The following is a 17714-nucleotide window of genomic DNA, read 5'->3' on the forward strand; positions in this document are numbered from 1 at the left end:
ACCCGGATGTTGCGGTGAATCAGGAAAAACCGGGGGGCAGTTTTTGCGGTCGCTACGTCGCAGTGGCGCACCAAACCGGACGCAGCCTTCGTTCCTCGTCAGCGACTACAGACTCCATGTAATTACAGAATCTGCCCGTAGCCATTCTGCAACCGAAAACGGTAAGCCGTGCGGGCTCGCGAATGCGAATAGTAAAGATTGGTAAATAGAATTGATTATCATTGGTGTAGATGTAAAACTTTGTAACCAATTCTCGTTTACGCAGTTCCAGTCCGGAGTATTCGCAGATCATGCGCCCACTGTTCACCCTCCCCACGTCAGCACTCACGCTGGTTGCCCTGGGTATTTTCAATCACGCCCTGGCCGATGAAAACACCCTGAATCTACCGTCCACAAGCATCACCTCCACGGCCGACAGCGATGAAGCGCCACAGGGTTATCAGGCCAAGCCGAATGCAACGACTACACGGTTGAACCTCACGGCAGGTCAAACGCCACAGGGCATTACCAGCATCAAGCGTGAACAACTGGATGACTTCAAACTCAACAGCATTCGCGATGTGCTGGAGAGTACTCCGGGGGTGAACGTGCAAAAGGTCGAGACCGACCGCACCTACTTCACTGCTCGCGGTTTTGATATCACCAATTTCCAGTACGACGGCATGGGCATGGGGCTGACTGGCGGTGTACTGGTGGGCGATATCGACACGGCCCCCTATGAGCAAGTCGATATTCTGCACGGTGCCAACGGCCTGATGACGGGCACCGGCAACCCTTCGGCCACGGTTAATTTCATCCGCAAACGGCCCACGTATGAACCTGAAGCCAAGGTCAGCGTCAGCGCCGGGTCCTGGGACAAGCGCCGCGTCGACCTGGATGTGTCCGGGCCGCTGACGGACTCAGGCAATGTGCGCGGGCGAGTGATCTATGCCAACGAAGTGGGCAATTCCTATCTGGATCGTTACTCCCGGGAAAAGAACATTTTCAGTGGCATGCTGGCCTTCGACCTGACTGACGACGACACCCTGACCGTGGGTTACGAAGACCAGAAGAGCGACGCCAACGGTGCCAGTTGGGGGGCATTGCCATTGACCGACAGCAACGGCAATGCGTTGCACTACAGCAGCACCCGCTCCAACATTGCCCAGCCCTGGGTGTACTGGGACGTACGCACCACCCGCGCCTTTGCCGAGTGGCAGCACAGTTTCGCCAATGACTGGAAGTCGACGCTGACCCTGACCGCCATGGAGCACCGCGAAGACACCGACATGTTCTACATTTATGGCGATAAAGCCTCGGCTACCGGTTACACGGGCCTGGCCTCCAACTACAAGGGCAAAACCCGCGAGCTGGATGGCGACCTTTCGTTCAGCGGCCCTTTCAGCCTGGGCGGTCGCGAACACCAACTGACGTTCGGCGCCAATGTGGCGCGCTCACGCACCCATGAAACGTCGCTGTACGGCACCTCGTCGTATTACACCCCGGTGTCGCTGGAAGACGCCCTCAATGGTTCCATCCCCAAGCCCACTTACAGCAATACTGCCCTTGCAGACGCGACATCGAACTATACCGACCGCCAGAAAAGCCTCTATGCCGGCGCCCGTTTCAGCCTGACCGACGACCTGCACCTGATCACCGGTGCGCGCATGCTCAGTGCCGACAGCGACGGTGACAACTACGGCTCGCGCCGCGACGTAAGGGTTCATGGCAAGATCACGCCGTACGCAGGCGTGGTTTACGACCTCACGCCGAAATACTCGCTGTATGCCAGCTACACCAAAATCTTCAATCCGCAGTACTACCTCAACACTCAGGGCCAGGTACTGGAACCCCTGGAAGGCAAAAGCTACGAGGCCGGCATTAAGGGGCACCTGCTGGACAAGCGACTGGACGTTTCGGCTGCGGTGTTCCACACCAAGCAAGACAACGTCGCCACTTATGTTGGCTTTGACTCTGCCCTGGGCGGTTACCTGTATGACGGCATGTCGTATAAAAGCAGCGGCCTGGAACTCGAAGCCTCGGGGGAACTGGCACCAGGTCTGCAAATCAGCGGCGGCTACACCTATGTCTACATAACCGATGCCGACAACAACCGCGGGCGCAAATTTATCCCGCGCAATGCACTGACCTCATCCATGACCTACAGATTGCCGATGGCGCCTAAGGTCAAAGTGGGTGGCAGCCTCAAATGGCAGAGCAAAATCGAGAACGACGACGCTCCGGCCGCGAACCAGGCCGCTTATGCGCTGGTGGGCCTGATGACCAGCTATGACATTGATCCGCACTGGAGCACCCAGCTCAACCTAGACAACCTGACCAACGAGAAGTACCTGCAAAGCGTTCGATACGGCCAGAGCAACTACGGTGCACCGCGCAACGTGACGGCGTCGGTCAGCTGGAAGTTCTAAACCTGGAACGTGACCAGTTGCAGCCTGCTCGCGAACGACCTTCGCGAGCAGGCTCGCTCCCACCATAGTCCCTGCAAGGCTCAAAATCTGTAGGCGCCGGGGTTCCTGCGGGAGCGAGCCCGCTCGCGAAGGCAGCACAGTGATTGTTCGGACCCACCGTGTGGCGCATGAATCGCGAGCAGGCTCGCTCCCACACTTGAATGACCTGCCACACTGGTGTAACAGGACCCCTACGCCACGCAGGTATGCCATGAACTATCCTCGCATTACATGGGTTGCGCTCAGTCTGAGCCTTGCATTCACCGCACAGGCCAGCGATACACCTGTCCACAAGGCTCTGCTGATAGGCGTGGACGGCATGCAATACCAGAAGCTGCAAAAAGCCATTCAACAGAATATGGCCCCCACTATCGCCAGCCTGAAACTGCATAAAAGCTACACCGGCGGCGTGCTAGGTACCTCCACGGAGCAACTCACGGTCAGTGGCCCCGGCTGGACAACCATTCTGACCGGCAGCTGGGTTGACCGGCATCAGGTCAGTGCCAATGACGAGGCGTTGCGCAATCAGGCGCCCAGCCTGTTCAAACAGTTCAAGCTGGCATTCCCTGACCGCAAGACTGCCAGTATCGTCAGCTGGAATGTGATCAACGCACACTTCGCCGAGGATATTACCCAGGGTTACATTGACCTGGCCGTCAAGTGCTCGGGGGTCGATCCGTGCGTCGTCGACAACGTCAGTCATGAACTGGAAACCGGCCAGACCGATCTGTTGTTTGCCCACTTCGATGAACCCGATATCACCGGCCACCGACTCGGCTTTACCCCCGAGTATCAACAGGCGATTCAGACCGTAGATGCCCAGCTCGGGCAGATACTCCTGGCGCTGCAACGCCGTGAAAAAGCCCATCCCGAAGAAGACTGGCTGGTGATCGTATTGCCCGATCACGGCAGGCACTTGCCTGAAGGCAAGGACCACGGCCAGCAAACCCTGAGCGAAAAAACCACTTTTATTGCCATGAACAAGACGGGCAACGCACACTTGCGCGCCCCCATCGTTAATCCGTCAAATCCCGACTTCAAAGGCCTGTATGGTTTTGCCAGCCAGGCAGACATTAGTCCGACCGTGCTGGCCTGGCTTGGGGTAAAACCGGATCTGACCCGTTACACGATGGATGGCCTGCCCCTGATTGGGCCCGTGGGTGTCAGACAGCTCACTGCGCAGCAACTACCAGATCGCGCCCAGGTCAACCTGTCCTGGCGTACAGAGACCCCGACGGGCAAGCCCGTACAGATTTACCGAGACGGCCAGCCCATCGCCCGGCTCACCGACCATGAACATTCCTATGTCGATAACGATATCCAAGCGTTGAAGGGGCCCATCAACTACACGCTGGTGTTTAACGGGGTACCTGTATCGCGTCTGGTAACCCTGCATGAGCAAACGTCGACGCCATAAAAAAGGCGCTACCCGATCACTCGGGCAGCGCCTTTTTCAAGACCACTGTTGTTCACTTAAGCGATTTGCGCCTCTGTGGGAGCGGGCTTGCTCGCGATGGACTCCAGAACACCGTATTTACTCAGCCAATACGCGTCTTCGTTAACGACCATCGCGAGCAAGCCCGCTCCCACATTTGAAAGTGAACAGGTTTACACCAGGCTTTTGCTTACCACTTCAAACACGTCGCTGGACAGATCGCCCGAATTGCGGATGCGTTCCAGTTCAGCCTTCATCAACGCCTGACGGGCAGCATCGTATTTGCGCCAGCGGGTCAACGGCGCCAGCTGCCGCGAAGCAATCTGCGGGTTAAAGCCGTTGAGCTGGATCACCAGGTCCGCCAGGAAACGATAGCCGGAGCCATCCGCTGCATGGAAGTTGATCAGGTTTTGTCCGGCAAACGCACCGACCAGAGCCCGAACCTTGTTCGGATTCTTGAGGTTGAATGCCGGGTGTTCCATCAACTGACGCACACGCTGCAGACCACCGGGCAGTGTGCTGCCTGCCTGCACGCTGAACCACTGATCCATGACCAGCGGATTGTCCTTGAAGTGCTCAGCAAAACTGGCCAGCGCCGCGGCTTTTTCAGCCTCGTATGGCGAATTGACCAGCACCGCCAGCGCAGTCAGGCGCTCGGTCATGTTGTCGCTGTGTTCGAACTGCTCCAGAGCCGCCGCCAGCACTTGCGGCTTACCGGCAAGCATCAAATAAGACAGCGCGATATTTTGCAGTGCACGACGGGCGAAGTGTTCGGCTTCGGCCACGTATGGAGTGACTTTCGACACTTCCCGGTTAGCCTGGTAGCGTGCCCATAAACCATCAAACAGGCTGTCTGCCAACTGCTTGCGGGCACATTCGCGGGCGATGTGAATGGCCTCGACATCGGCCACGTCACTGATTTCAGTCAGGTAGGCTTCGCCTGGCAACGACAGCATTTCGGCCACCATGGCCTGATCCAGCGCCTGATTGCCCAGCACACTGCGCAAGGCTTCAATCAAACGCGGGTCCATGACCAGTGCTTCACCGCGCTGATGCTGCCCTATCAGCTCCTGCAGCACCTGCACCGACAGTTGCTGGCCTGCATCCCAGCGGTTAAAGCCGTCGGTATCGTGTTGCATCAAAAACATCAGTTGGTCGCGGCTGTAGGCAAAGCTCAGTTTCACCGGTGCCGAGAAACCGCGCAGCAGCGAAGGCAACGGCTTTTCGTTGACGCCCACGAAGGTGAAGGTCTGTTGGGCTTCGGTTACAGACAAGACACGGCTGGTGCCCTGGGCCACGGACTCACCCGCCAGTTGCAGGGCGATTTCAGTCCCTTGGGCGCTCAACAGGCCCAGCTCCACCGGAATCACGAACGGCAGTTTTTCGACCTTGTCCGGGGTTTCCGGGCAGCTTTGGGCAAAGGTCAGGCTGTAGGTTTTCTGTGCGGCATCATAGTGCTCGCTGACGGCCAGACGCGGCGTGCCTGCCTGGCTGTACCAGCGCTTGAACTGGGTCAGATCGGCACCATTGGCGTCTTCCATGGCCTTGATGAAGTCATCGCAGGTCACTGCCTGACCATCATGACGCTCGAAGTACAGATCGCTGCCTTTACGGAAGCCCTCGGGCCCCAGCAAGGTGTGGATCATGCGCACCACTTCCGAACCCTTTTCGTAAACGGTCAGGGTGTAGAAGTTGGAGATTTCGATAAAGCTGTCTGGACGCACCGCGTGGGCCATGGGGCCCGCGTCTTCAGCGAACTGGTGGGTACGCAGATAGGCCACGTCCTGAATGCGCTTGACGGTGCGCGAGTTCATGTCTGCCGAGAACTGAGAGTCACGGAACACCGTGAAGCCTTCCTTGAGCGACAGCTGGAACCAGTCACGGCAGGTCACGCGGTTGCCCGTCCAGTTGTGGAAGTATTCGTGGGCAACGATGGCCTCGACCCGCTGGTGAGCGGCATCGGTCGCGGTTTCGGCACGGGCCAGCACGGCGCTGGAGTTGAAGATGTTGAGGCCCTTGTTCTCCATCGCGCCCATGTTGAAGTCGTTTACGGCCACGATCATGAAGATATCCAGATCGTATTCACGACCGTAGGTCTCTTCATCCCAGCGCATGGACTTTTTCAGGCTGACCATGGCGTGCTGGCATTTATCGATGTTTTCGGGCTCGACATAAATGCGCAGCGCCACGTCACGATTGCTCATGGTGGTGAAGCTGTCTTCGACGCACCACAGATCACCGGCCACCAGCGCAAACAGGTAGGCCGGCTTCATGAACGGATCTTCCCAGGTTGCCCAGTGTCGACCGTCTTCGTCGGGACCACTGGCAATCGGGTTGCCGTTGGACAACAGGATCGGGTAGCTGTGTTGCTCGGCCACCACGGTGGTGGTGAATTTGCTCATCACATCCGGGCGGTCGAGGTAATAGGTGATCTTGCGAAAGCCTTCGGCCTCGCACTGGGTGCAGAACATCCCGCCGGACTTGTACAGCCCTTCCAGCGCGGTATTGGATTCGGGGTGGATCCTGACGCTGGTATCGACCACAAATTGCTCGGCGGTCGGGTGCAGGATCAGATGGCTGTCGCCGAGTTGATAGTCGTCAGCCGCGAGTTCGATGTCGTCCATGCTGACCGACAGCAACTCAAGCTGCTGGCCGTCCAGCACCAACGCCGGCAACCCAGCGCCACGGGCCGGGTTGCGACGCATCACCAGTTGCGCATGGACCAGCGTGTGGTCTTCGAACAACTCAAAGGTCAGGTGCGTTTCGTCGATCAGGTACTCGGGCGCCTGGTAGTCCTTCAGGTAGATCATTTGCGGTTGTTCGGTGCGCATGCTGGAGTCCTTTTACTGATGCACGGCCAGTTGATAGGCCGTGTATTTGCGAATGTTGATTACGCCGGTGTCAAAGATCAGGTACTGGCCCTTGATCCCCATCAGCGTGCCTTCTACGATCGGGTCCTTGTCCAGATTGAAGCTGACGATTTTGCTCGGGTACTGCTCGACCGGGTAGCGAATCTCGATGGGCTCAACGTTTGACAAAGGTTGGACCGCTTGCAGGCCAAAACGCTCCTGCAGGGTTTTCATACCTTCGGCGCAGCTCTCGAACAGTTGTTCACGCACCGCGGCAAGGTCAACAGGTTCGGCATCGCCCTTGAGCAGTGCACGCCAGTTGGTGCGGTCGCCCACTTGCGAGCGGAACAGGTCTTCGACAAAGCCCGATTGCTGACGGGTTGCCACCCGCACAATCGGCAGTGCCTGGCTGGCGCCCTGGTCGAGCCAGCGTGTCGGCAACTGGGTGGCACGGGTGATGCCCACCTTGATCCCGGAGGAGTTGGCCAGATACACCACGTGGTCGGTCATGCAAAACTGCTCGCCCCACGACGGATCACGGCAGGTGCCTGCCTCGTAGTGGCAACGCTCCGGGCTCATGATGCATACATCGCATTGCGCCAGCTTGGTCATGCACGGGTAGCAGTAGCCCTGACTGAAGCTCTTTTTGGTCTTGCGTCCGCAGTGAGTGCAGTTGATCTCACCCAGGTATTCCAGACGCAGTTTGGTGCCGATCAATGGATTGACCGGCACCTCGATATCGCCCAAACGAAACGCATACTGAACAGTCGGCGTTTCAAGGCTTGCCGACATCTTGCTGATTGCACCGCGACCAATCTCAATCAATGGATAGCATCCGACTTGAACAGGATGTTAGGCACTGGCGCCGATTTGGAGCTGCACTCTTGCGGCCCCATGTAACCGGTGCGCTGATCTTCAGGCAGGTTGTGTACTTCCCAGGCAATCATCGCCTGCAACGACAGCTCGCGCTGTTCAGGGGTGAGTTTGTTGCCGTCTGCCCATTTGCCGATTTCAACGGCCAGTTTCAGGCTCTGATAGATCTCGGGGGTGATGTTTTGAATCATTTCGTTGAAAGAGGACATGGTTCTGTTTCCGCTCTAAAAAGTAAACCTGTAGTCGCTGCCGCAGGCTGCGATAAGGTCCAAAGGACCTTCAAAAAAATAGGGCCGCTGCGCAGCCCATCGCAGCCTGCGGCAGCGACTACAGAGTTAAGCCATCTGTTTGCGCCGCGCCCACAGACCGCCCAGCAAACCGGTCAGGCACCCAATCACCAAACCGCCCACATGGGCCGCGTTGGCGATCTGGCCAAAGCCGATCATCGACACCAGCCCGGACATGCATAGCGCCAGCCACACCAGCATCATCACCAGGACCCCGCGAGGCAGGTGATACAGGGGGTTTGGCGCCATCATCTGGTAAATCCAGATATGCCCCAGCAGCCCGTACAACACTCCCGACAACCCGCCAAACAGGCTCGGGCCACCAAACAGGTACTGGGCGAAGTTGGATACCAGGCTGAACAACAGGCTCAAGCCAATCAGGTTGATGCTGCCCTGACGCACTTCAATGCGTCGCCCCAGCTCCCAGAACCACATGCCGTTCATGGCAATGTGCAGAAAGCCGAAGTGGATCAACATCGGGGTGAACAATCGCCACCACTGCCCCGACGCCAGGCTGTCGGACAACGGGACAAACTGGATGTACTGGCCTCGAATGCTGAAATCGAGAAACGTCAGCCCGCTCAGGGCCGACAAGTTGTCCCCCAGTTGGGTCACTGCAGCGACGATTACACACAGCAGCAAGATGATCCCGGTGGCCGGGCTGGCACGCAGTTGCTGGGCGAAACCGGGCCGGGGCATGGCTGCCGGGCGCTCAACGATGGGCAATTCGTGCTCGGGGTCACCCACAGGAAAACGCTGGTACAAACTGCGCACATCGTCGGCGATGTTCTCTGGCGCCCACAACACTTGCTCGCCCGCCTCTTCGCTGACCCGATGCGGTACTTGCATGCGCCTGAGCAACGCGACAAAACCGCTCAGGTCGACGGACAGCGGCAAACGTAAAACAGCTACAGCACTCATTGAATGGCCTCTGGGCGATCTACATTCACCCATACAAATTTGTTCGGATCGAGCCGGGTTTCCTGATCCAGGCGGTAAGCCACCAGCTTGCCGTACAACACCGCGCTGTAATCCAGGCACGCTAGGTTCGGCCGGATTGGCGCAGGCCGACCGCTGCGCCAGTAGTGGCCGACAAACAACAGCGGCTCATCAATGCCGTAGCGCAACAAGGCACTTTTCTCAGTGGAGGACAGCGGTTGTTGCGCCACCCGATCGGGCAATGCGTCAGGCTGGAACACGATATCGCCGTAGGTCTTGGGGTCGTCTTCCCAGAATTTGGTGCGAAAGAACGCCCTCGTCAGACCGTCACCACCTGTCAGGGTCATGCCGCCCGGCAAACGCATGTCAGTGCCGCGCAACAATCGATTGAAGCTCAGGTCGGCAAAGCTGCCCGACACCCCGGCCGCCGTCAAAAAAGCCTCATCAATGCAGCCTTCGGGGTATTGCTCGCGCAGGGTCGCAATCACTTCGGCGTCCCAGCATGCGTGCACGACCCGGAAGCGCCCGGCGTCGACAAACAGCGGCATGTCGTAAAACCACTGCACGAACTCGCGCCATTCGCCGGGATACTTGTCGAACTGCTCCAGTGTTTCGTGAATCAGTCGGGCATGGCGCGGGGTGTGCTCACGCACAAACTGCTTGCCACTGCCGGCAGGCGCGGGTGTGCACCAGCCCAATGCGTTGAATTCATGGTTGCCCATCAGGCACAGGGCCTGACCGGCCTTGACCATGTCGTAAACAATATGCAGCGACTCGCGAATACGCGGGCCGCGGTCAATGATGTCACCCAGGAACACCGCCATCCGTTGCGGGTGTCGCCAAATACCGGCGAGTTTTCGATAGCCAAGACGCTCCAGCAGGTGCTCAAGGGTATGAGCACAGCCATGCACGTCACCGATCAGATCGTAACTGCGCGCTGGATCGAGCATCAGTCAGCCCTACCGCCCAGTCGGCTACCCCAGCCAAGTTTGGTCCGACACACCTCATAGTAGTTGTGGTCCAAGGGGTGAATCAGGCGCAGCTTTTGCGCTTTTTTGCTGACGGTGATGGTGTCGCCCGGAGCACAGGTGAAATGGTTCTGACCGTCGCACGAGACTTGCGGGTAGATCTGCATGTCCTTGGCCACCACGATTTTCAGCTCACTGTTGCCATCGACCACAATCGGGCGACTGCTGAGGGTATGTGGGTACATGGGCACGATCACAATGGCGTCGAGTTTGGGGTGCATGATCGGGCCGCCCGCAGACATCGCGTAGGCCGTAGAGCCGGTTGGCGTGGCCACGATCAGGCCGTCGGCCTTTTGGCTGCACACAAACTGGCCGTCGATATGCAGTTCGAACTCGATCATGCGCGTGGACTTGCCGGGGTGCAGCACCACGTCATTCAGGGCGTCGCCCTGACCAATGGCTTCGCCATGACGTCGAACCTCGGCTTGCAGCAGAAAGCGGTTTTCAACCAGATAGTGACCGTCGAGCACTTCAGCCACTTTGACTTCCAGCTCATCGGGACGGATATCCGTCAAGAAGCCCAGGCTGCCACGGTTGATGCCCAGCACCGGGACGTTGTGTCGGGCCAACGCGCGGGCGGCGCCCAACAAACTGCCATCGCCGCCGACCACAATCACCATGTCGCAGACTTCGCCGAGCATTTTGCGCGACGAGGTTTGCAAGCCATGACCGGGCAACACCTCGGCGATGGTGTCTTCGAGGATCACGTGCATGTGCCGCTCAAGCAGGAATTTTTTCAGTCGGCGAACCGTGTCGAGCACTTGCGAGCTGCCCAGACGACCTATGATGCCGATATTACGAAATTGCTCCATGGGGCTCCTGCGGGATTCAATGCGTGCGAAAACAACGATTATGGGCGAAAGACGACGATAGACAAAACCCTTTCAGCCCCCGGCGTCTGGCAAACAGCTATGCTCGCACAATGACACTCTTCCCCGACTTGCTTGACCTGCCCCATCAATTGCGCCACCCCGAGGTGCGCGATCTGGCGTGGGTGATTCTCGCCCCGCCAATGCTGAGTCGCACTCCCTGGCCACAGCGTCATCCACTGGCAGGCAGCGACTGGGTAAACGCTCCGCAGCAACTTGAACACTGGCTGCGTGAACTGGACCAGTGCAGCGAGCCGCTGCAGCACTGGCTGGCACTGGCAACCACCCGGCGCCTGGGGCGCTACTACGAACGTCTATGGCAATTTGCGGTGCAGCACGCCCCGGGTGTTGAGTTGATTGCTGCCAACCTGCCAATCCGTCTGGGCGGGCACACCTTGGGGGAACTGGACCTGTTGCTGCGGGACCGCGACGGCGTGCATCACCTGGAACTGGCAATCAAGCTCTACCTCGGCCCCCAGGACGGAGACGGCACAGACCACGGCCAATGGCTCGGCCCCGGCAGCAATGACCGGCTGGACCGCAAGCTCAAGCACTTCAGCCAGCATCAGCTACCCATGTCCAGCCGCCCCGAAAGCCGCGAAGTCCTCGCCAGCCTCGATATCCAGACGTTTAGCGCACACCTGTGGCTCGGTGGCTATCTGCTTTACCCGTGGCCGGGGCAGTCACAGCCTCCGGCTGGCGCCAACCCGCAGCACCTGCGCGGAAGCTGGCTGCATCAGCGCGACTGGCCGGCGTTTGTGCGCCAGAGTCCTGCCGGGTGCTGGCAACCCTTGCCCCGGCATGCCTGGCTTGCCCCGGCACACTATGGCCCTGAAGGTATCTGGACGGCGCAGCAGCTGGACGTGTGGCTTGCCGAACTGCATCCCCAGGCACCGGCCCAGCTGTTGGTCCGTCTAGTGCCAAACAATGACGGCGACTGGGAAGAAGCCGAACGTTTATTTTTAGTGTCCGACCTTTGGCCAAATGTGCCGGGCAACCCTGAAAGCTGACGTATCTCAGTGCGAAATTACCCAACTCGCTTAAAGTAAAGGTACTCCGTCGCACAAGAACGGAGGCTTCAGACCTGAACTGTGAGGAAACACCATGTCCTGGAAAAGCACCGCCCACCACTACAGTCGAATGTCCATCGCCCTGCACTGGCTTATGGTGCTGTTGTTTGTACTGATTTACGCCGCCATTGAGTTTCGCGGGATCTTTCCCAAGGACAGCGATGGCCGCAACCTGATGAAAGACGCGCATTTCATGCTCGGCCTGACGGTGTTCGCGCTGGTCTGGCTGCGCCTGCTGGCCCGAACGCTGGGCGTTGCACCGAAAATCACCCCCACCCCGCCCGCCTGGCAAACCGCGTTGGCCACACTGATGCACTGGGCGCTGTACCTGTTCATGATCGCCATGCCGGTACTGGGCTATCTGGTGTTGAGTTACAACGACAAACCGGTGTTTTTCTACGGCTTCGACATCCTGCCACTGACCGCCAAGGACCCGGACTTCGCCAAGCAGATCAAGAGCTGGCACGAACTGGGCGGCACCATCGGTTATTGGCTGATCGGTTTACACGCAGTTGCAGGGCTGGCGCACCACTACCTGATCAAGGACAACACCCTGCTGCGCATGCTGCCTGGACGCGGTTAAACCTGCAGGAGCGGGCTTGCGCGGCTAAACGCAGCGCGAGCAAGCCCGCTCCCACATTGATCCTGCATTCCGGGTGATTACGCAAACCCCCGGCGGCCTTGCAAGCCGCCGGTGTGGACAAACACCAGACGCATCCCCCGCGCAACGACCCCTTCCTTGACTGCCTGCTTCAGGGCCATCAACGCCTTGGCTGTATACAATGGCTCCAGCGGCAACCTACTGGCCGCTTCGCTGTCATGAATAAACCCCAGCAAATCGTCATCGACCCTGGCAAAACCACCGCGACTGGCCTCTATCAACTGAAAATTGCGCTCCGTTGCCCCGCCCGCCTGTAAAATTGCCTCCACCTGCGGCGCGACACCGTGATCCAGTGGCACCGCCAACGCGCCATACACACACCGCACGCCCTCCTCGCCCAGCACCAGCCCGGCCAGAGTCGTACCCGTGCCAGCCGCCAACCACCAGCCGTCGTAATCATCCCAGCCCACATCCGCCAGTTGACGGCGCACCATGTCCACCAGGGGCCGGCATCCCGAGGCTCCCGCCAGCCCGCCACCGCCCTCCGGCACCTGATGCAACTTCGGGTACATGACCTGCCAGGGCTGCCAGAAGCCGGGCTCGTGCCGGGCCCGATAACCGGCAAAACCCAGCCAGTGCAACTGCATGCCATAACGCTCAAGGTCCATCGTGGTGGGGGTTTGCTGAGGATGACCGCGCAACAGCCCCACGGTGGCAAAGCCAAAACGCTTACCGGCTGCCGCCAGGGCATGCAAATGATTGGAATGGGCGCCCCCCAGGCTGATCAACCCCTCAGCCCCTGCTGCATGGGCCGCCAGCAAGTGCTCGGTGAGCTTGAACCACTTGTTGCCGCTGATCAGCGGATCGATCAGGTCCAGACGCAGCACCGCCACCTCCACCCCTGCCTGTTCCAGCCAGTCAAGGTGCAGGCGCTGCAAGGGCGCATGGGGGTGCCAGTTGATCAAGGGCAGCATTAATGGGGGCTCCGTTTGAAAAAGTGCAGTTTACAGCCACAACAGCCCGTCGGCTTTCATATACAAGCCACCCAATAAACTGACTCGACATCAGGCTTCTTGGTAAGGTGTGCGCCGAATTTTGTAGCCTGGCTGGCTGCTGCTATCTGTTGACTTAAGCGAGACACCCCACTCATGCCCGAACCGATCCCTCTTAAAGATCACGAAAGCGAAAAACGCCTGGTCAATAAAAGACTGATCGCCTGCGCGGGGCTAGTAATGGCTATCAGCTGCGCGCTGATCGGCCGTATGTATTTTTTGCAGGTCACCGAGTTTGACTACAACTCGACGGTCTCCGAGAACAACCGGGTACACGTGCTGCCCATCCCCCCTGAACGCGGTTTTATCTACGACCGCAATGGCGTGCTGCTGGCCGATAACCAACCCAGCTTCAATATGACCATCACCCGCGAACGGGCCGGCGATACCGCCAAAGTGCTGGACTCAGTGATCAGCATCCTGCATTTGCCTGAAGAAGACCGTGCGGTATTTGCCAAGGCCATGAAGCAGGCGCGCCACCCGTTTGATCCCTCCACCCTGCTGTACGAGCTGAGTGAAGACCAAATCGCCCTGCTGGCCGTGAATCAATTCCGCCTGCCGGGTATCGATGTCGAGGCACAGTTCGTGCGCCATTACCCCCAGGGCGATCACTTTGCCCATTCGGTCGGGTATGTGGGGCGAATCAACGAAAAAGAAGCCAAGCAACTGGATGCCACCCAGTACCGGGGCACGCAGTCCATTGGCAAGACCGGCATCGAACGCTTTTATGAAAATGAACTGCACGGCAAGGTCGGCTTTGAAGAAGTCGAAACCAACGCCCAGGGCCGGGTCATGCGCGTACTGCGCCACACCGATGCCGTGGCCGGTAAAAACATCGTACTGAGCCTGGACATCAAGCTGCAGGAAGCTGCCGAAGAAGCCCTGGGCGATCGTCGTGGCTCGATCATTGCCCTGGACCCGAAAACGGGCGAAGTGCTGGCCATGGTCAGCAAACCCAGCTTCGACCCCAACCTCTTTGTGACCGGCATCAGCTCCAGGGACTATTCGAGCCTGCGTGATTCCATCGACAAGCCGCTGTTTAACCGGGCCTTGCGTGGCCTGTATGCACCCGGCTCGACGATCAAGCCCGAAGTGGCGATTGCGGGTCTGGATAGCGGCGTAATTTCCGCCTCCACGCGGGTGTTTGACCCCGGCTATTTCCAGTTGCCCAATGTCGATCACAAATACCGCAACTGGAACCACAGCGGCGATGGCTGGGTGGACTTGAACGCGGCGATCATGCGCTCCAACGACACCTACTTTTATGACCTGGCCTCCAAACTGGGCATCGACCGCATGCATGACTACATGGCGGAGTTCGGGCTTGGGCAGAAGGTGTCCCTGGACATGTTTGAAGAGTCGTCCGGCCTGATGCCGTCCCGTGAGTGGAAGCGCAGCACCCGTCGCCAGGCCTGGTTCCCCGGTGAGACTGTCATTCTGGGGATCGGCCAGGGCTACATGCAGGTCACCCCCCTGCAACTGGCCCAGGCCACCGCACTGATTGCCAACAAAGGGGTATGGAATCGTCCGCACTTGGCCAAAACCGTTGACGGCACGCCGCCAGTGGATGAGCACCCGATCCCCAATCTGGTGCTGCGTGATCCCCGGGATTGGGATCAGGTTAACCACGCCATGCAACTGGTGATGCACGACCCGCGCGGCATCGCCCGGGCAGCGGCCCAGGGTGTGCAATACCGGATTGCCGGCAAAAGTGGTACTGCGCAGGTGGTGGCGATCAAACAAGGCGAGCGTTACAACCGCCTGAAAACCGCCGAGCGCAATCGCGACAACGCCTTGTTTGTGGGCTTTGCGCCGGCGGAAGATCCCCAGATTGTGATTTCAGTGATGATCGAAAACGGCGAAGCCGGTGGCCGGGTGGCGGGTCCCGTGGTGCGCAAGGTGATGGACGCCTGGCTGCTGGACAACCAGGGCGTGCTAAAACCGCAATACGCCAGCCCCCAGGTCAAGGCGCACACCACACCGCATGTTTGAACAGCGGCCCTCACCACGCCTCTCCTTCCGGGAGAGGCGTGGTGAGAGGCTTTTGCTATTGCTCTAGCTCTTAATACCGTGCATCTACCGGTTTTCCGCCTTTGGGCCAATCCTTGGCCTTGTCGACAAAGTCAGGCCGTGGCTGATGGGAGAAGTACTCAGCCACATCCACCGCTTCCTGATCCGATAACCCGCCCTGCCCCAACGGGAATTTTTCGTGGAAACCGATCGGCATGTTGCGTTTGACGAACGCCGCCGCCGTGTACGTGCGTGCCATACCCGCGCCGATATTGAACGACTCGTCCCCCCACAACGGCGGGTACACAAAGCTGCCGTCGGCATGCTTCAGGCCCTGACCGTTGTCACCGTGGCACACCGCACATTGCTGCGCATAAATCACCTTGCCGTTTTCAGGATCGGGCTTGATGTTGGGATCAACCTTACCCACGCCCCGACCTGCCACCTTGTCGCCCGCGACGGTGTTCATTTTCATCCAGTCAAAATACGCCACCATCGCCTGCATATCAGGTGAGGCCACCGGCAACGGCTTGCCATCCATCGAACGGCGAAAACACCCATTGATCCGTTCTTCCAGCGTGACCTCCTTGCCCGCACGCGGCGCATAGCTTGGGAAAAAAGCCGAAACGCCCACAAACGGCGAACCATCAGCCACGGTGCCCGCGTTCAAGTGGCAACTGGTGCAATTAAGCGCATTGCCGACGTTGTCCGGCAGCAGCGCTTTGGTTTGCAAGTGCAAGCGCATGCCGCGCACCACCTGATCGGCATTGGCGGCGCTGAGCAAGTTGGCCAGTCGCGGCGTCACAAATGCGCTCTCGTCAGTGGTTTGGGGGTTGAGCTGCTTGCGCATCCTGGCCACTTGCGCGGGTTTGATCGCCGGGGCGTCATTACCCCAACTGCTGCGCACAAAACTCAAAATTTCAGCCATTTCATCATCCGCCAGCCGCGCGAACCCTGGCATGGTGTAAACCCGTGGGTGCGTCGCGGTTTGCGGGGTTTTCCAGCCGGTCAGGGTAATGTGCAGCAGCGTAGTGGGGTTGGCCGCCACGATCCCCGGATTGCCGTTCAACGGCGGGAACATGCCTTTGACACCGCCTCCATCCGGGCGATGGCAATCGGCGCAGAACTGCGTGTAGCCCAAGCCGCCACGGCTGGTAAATAGCGTGTCCGGCGCCTTGACCGATTCGATCGCCACAGCGGGCATCGGCAAATCATCCTTGCCCGGTGGCAGCGACTTCAAGTAACTGGCGATGGCGGTCAAATCCGCGTCGGTGAAGTGCTGGGTACTGTGATGAATGACGTCGGCCATGTTGCCCGAGACCGTGGCAAACCGGTTTTGCCCGGTTTTGAGCAACTGCACCGTGTCCTCTACCGTCCACAGGTTGCGCAGACTCAAGGCGCGCCACTCTTCCACGGTTTCACCCGCCAGGTAGTGCTTGCCACGACTGCCCTCATCGTCCATAGCCTTTTCCTGGAAGGCGATACCCCGAGGCGTGTGGCAGGAACCGCAATGCCCCAGCCCCTGCACCAGATAAGCACCCCGGTTCAGCTCGGCACTTTTACCGGGGTCGGCAACGAACGGCTGATGATCGACAAACGCCCAGTTCCACAGCGCCAGGCCCCAGCGCTGATTGAACGGAAAGCCCATGTCCGCTTCAATATTCGCCATTTTTACTGGCGTTACGTCCTGCATCAAATAGGCGTAAAGCGCGCGCATATCCTCTTCGCTCATCTTGGCGTAGGACGGATACGGCATGGCCGGGTAGAGGTTCTGCCCCGCAGGTGTCACGCCTTCGCGCATGGTCCGGTCAAATTGCTCAAAGCTGTACTGACCGATACCGGTCTCGGGGTCTGGCGTGATGTTGCTCGAATAGATCTTGCCCATCGGCGTTTTCAGCTCCAGCCCACCTGCCATCACAGCCCCTCCCTGGGCGGTGTGACAGGCTATGCAGTCGCCAAGCCTGGCCACGTACTGGCCCCGCTCGATCAGGGATTTTTCGGGGACAGGGGCCGTTGTCGGCTCACCGGCCTGCACCTGAACAGTGCAAAACAACGTCAGGCCGACCAGCGCCAGACGTGGGAAAGTAGAAGCATCGCGTTATTCCTTTAAGGCGTCGATCTGGGGTGATCCCCTCGAAACGGGCCGTGCTGGTATTGTTATTGACTCCTCACACAGGGGTTGTACTGGCTTTTAAAGGCGGGGCGTTTGACCAGGGTCATGGCCGTGGCAACAAGGTCGCGCGAGCGCTGGTGG

13 protein-coding genes are annotated in these 17714 nt (G+C 59.0%); 5 read left to right on the top strand and 8 right to left on the bottom strand.

Going from position 1 to position 17714, the window contains the following annotated elements:
- Window positions 1–290: 290 nt before the first annotated feature.
- Window positions 291–2408, top strand: a complete 2118-nt coding sequence (locus RGV06_RS04200) for a TonB-dependent siderophore receptor (protein ID WP_019825441.1) — start codon at window positions 291–293, stop codon at window positions 2406–2408.
- Between the two features lie 250 nt (window positions 2409–2658).
- Window positions 2659–3864, top strand: a complete 1206-nt coding sequence (locus tag RGV06_RS04205) for an alkaline phosphatase family protein (RefSeq protein ID WP_322149457.1) — start codon at window positions 2659–2661, stop codon at window positions 3862–3864.
- Window positions 3865–4055: 191 nt separating this feature from the next.
- Here RGV06_RS04205 and pepN read toward each other — a convergent pair whose 3' ends face one another.
- The 6 genes from pepN to RGV06_RS04235 all read right to left on the bottom strand — a co-directional run bounded on the left by pepN (window position 4056) and on the right by RGV06_RS04235 (window position 10670).
- On the bottom strand, window positions 4056–6713 hold the full coding sequence (gene pepN, locus RGV06_RS04210; RefSeq protein WP_019822463.1) for an aminopeptidase N: 2658 nt from the start codon (window positions 6711–6713) through the stop codon (window positions 4056–4058).
- Between the two features lie 12 nt (window positions 6714–6725).
- Window positions 6726–7556: a DUF2797 domain-containing protein gene (locus RGV06_RS04215; RefSeq protein ID WP_322149458.1), complete on the bottom strand. Its 831-nt coding sequence runs from the start codon at window positions 7554–7556 to the stop codon at window positions 6726–6728.
- Entirely contained in the window at window positions 7553–7813 is a 261-nt protein-coding gene (locus RGV06_RS04220; protein ID WP_019822461.1) for a YeaC family protein, read from the bottom strand. Before RGV06_RS04220 ends, RGV06_RS04215 begins: the two co-directional genes overlap by 4 nt.
- A 126-nt stretch (window positions 7814–7939) precedes the next feature.
- The gene (locus tag RGV06_RS04225; RefSeq protein WP_019822459.1) at window positions 7940–8812 is read right to left on the bottom strand and encodes a rhomboid family intramembrane serine protease; all 873 of its coding nucleotides are present in this window, start codon (window positions 8810–8812) and stop codon (window positions 7940–7942) included.
- A complete protein-coding gene (locus RGV06_RS04230; protein WP_019822457.1) occupies window positions 8809–9780 on the bottom strand; it encodes a metallophosphoesterase in 972 nt (323 codons plus the stop codon). Before RGV06_RS04230 ends, RGV06_RS04225 begins: the two co-directional genes overlap by 4 nt.
- Complete coding sequence (locus tag RGV06_RS04235; RefSeq protein ID WP_016780735.1) at window positions 9780–10670, bottom strand: NAD(+) kinase; 891 nt, start codon at window positions 10668–10670, stop codon at window positions 9780–9782. Before RGV06_RS04235 ends, RGV06_RS04230 begins: the two co-directional genes overlap by 1 nt.
- A 110-nt stretch (window positions 10671–10780) precedes the next feature.
- Between RGV06_RS04235 and RGV06_RS04240 the strand changes: the two genes are divergently transcribed.
- On the top strand, window positions 10781–11737 hold the full coding sequence (locus tag RGV06_RS04240) for a DUF1853 family protein (RefSeq protein WP_046808840.1): 957 nt from the start codon (window positions 10781–10783) through the stop codon (window positions 11735–11737).
- A gap of 94 nt (window positions 11738–11831) precedes the next feature.
- Complete coding sequence (locus RGV06_RS04245; RefSeq protein ID WP_019822450.1) at window positions 11832–12380, top strand: cytochrome b; 549 nt, start codon at window positions 11832–11834, stop codon at window positions 12378–12380.
- A gap of 77 nt (window positions 12381–12457) precedes the next feature.
- On the opposite strand, the gene RGV06_RS04250 is transcribed toward RGV06_RS04245, so the two are convergent.
- Window positions 12458–13372: a 1-aminocyclopropane-1-carboxylate deaminase/D-cysteine desulfhydrase gene (locus RGV06_RS04250; RefSeq protein WP_322149459.1), complete on the bottom strand. Its 915-nt coding sequence runs from the start codon at window positions 13370–13372 to the stop codon at window positions 12458–12460.
- A gap of 174 nt (window positions 13373–13546) precedes the next feature.
- Between RGV06_RS04250 and mrdA the strand changes: the two genes are divergently transcribed.
- Window positions 13547–15442 (top strand): penicillin-binding protein 2, encoded by a 1896-nt coding sequence (gene mrdA / locus RGV06_RS04255; protein ID WP_322149461.1) that lies wholly within the window; start codon window positions 13547–13549, stop codon window positions 15440–15442.
- Window positions 15443–15512: 70 nt separating this feature from the next.
- Here mrdA and RGV06_RS04260 read toward each other — a convergent pair whose 3' ends face one another.
- Window positions 15513–17534, bottom strand: coding sequence for a c-type cytochrome (locus RGV06_RS04260; protein ID WP_416194575.1), 2022 nt, complete (start codon window positions 17532–17534; stop codon window positions 15513–15515).
- Window positions 17535–17714 lie beyond the last annotated feature (180 nt).

The organism is Pseudomonas sp. CCI3.1 (assembly GCF_034313985.1).
GTDB classification, from domain to species: domain Bacteria; phylum Pseudomonadota; class Gammaproteobacteria; order Pseudomonadales; family Pseudomonadaceae; genus Aquipseudomonas; species Aquipseudomonas psychrophila.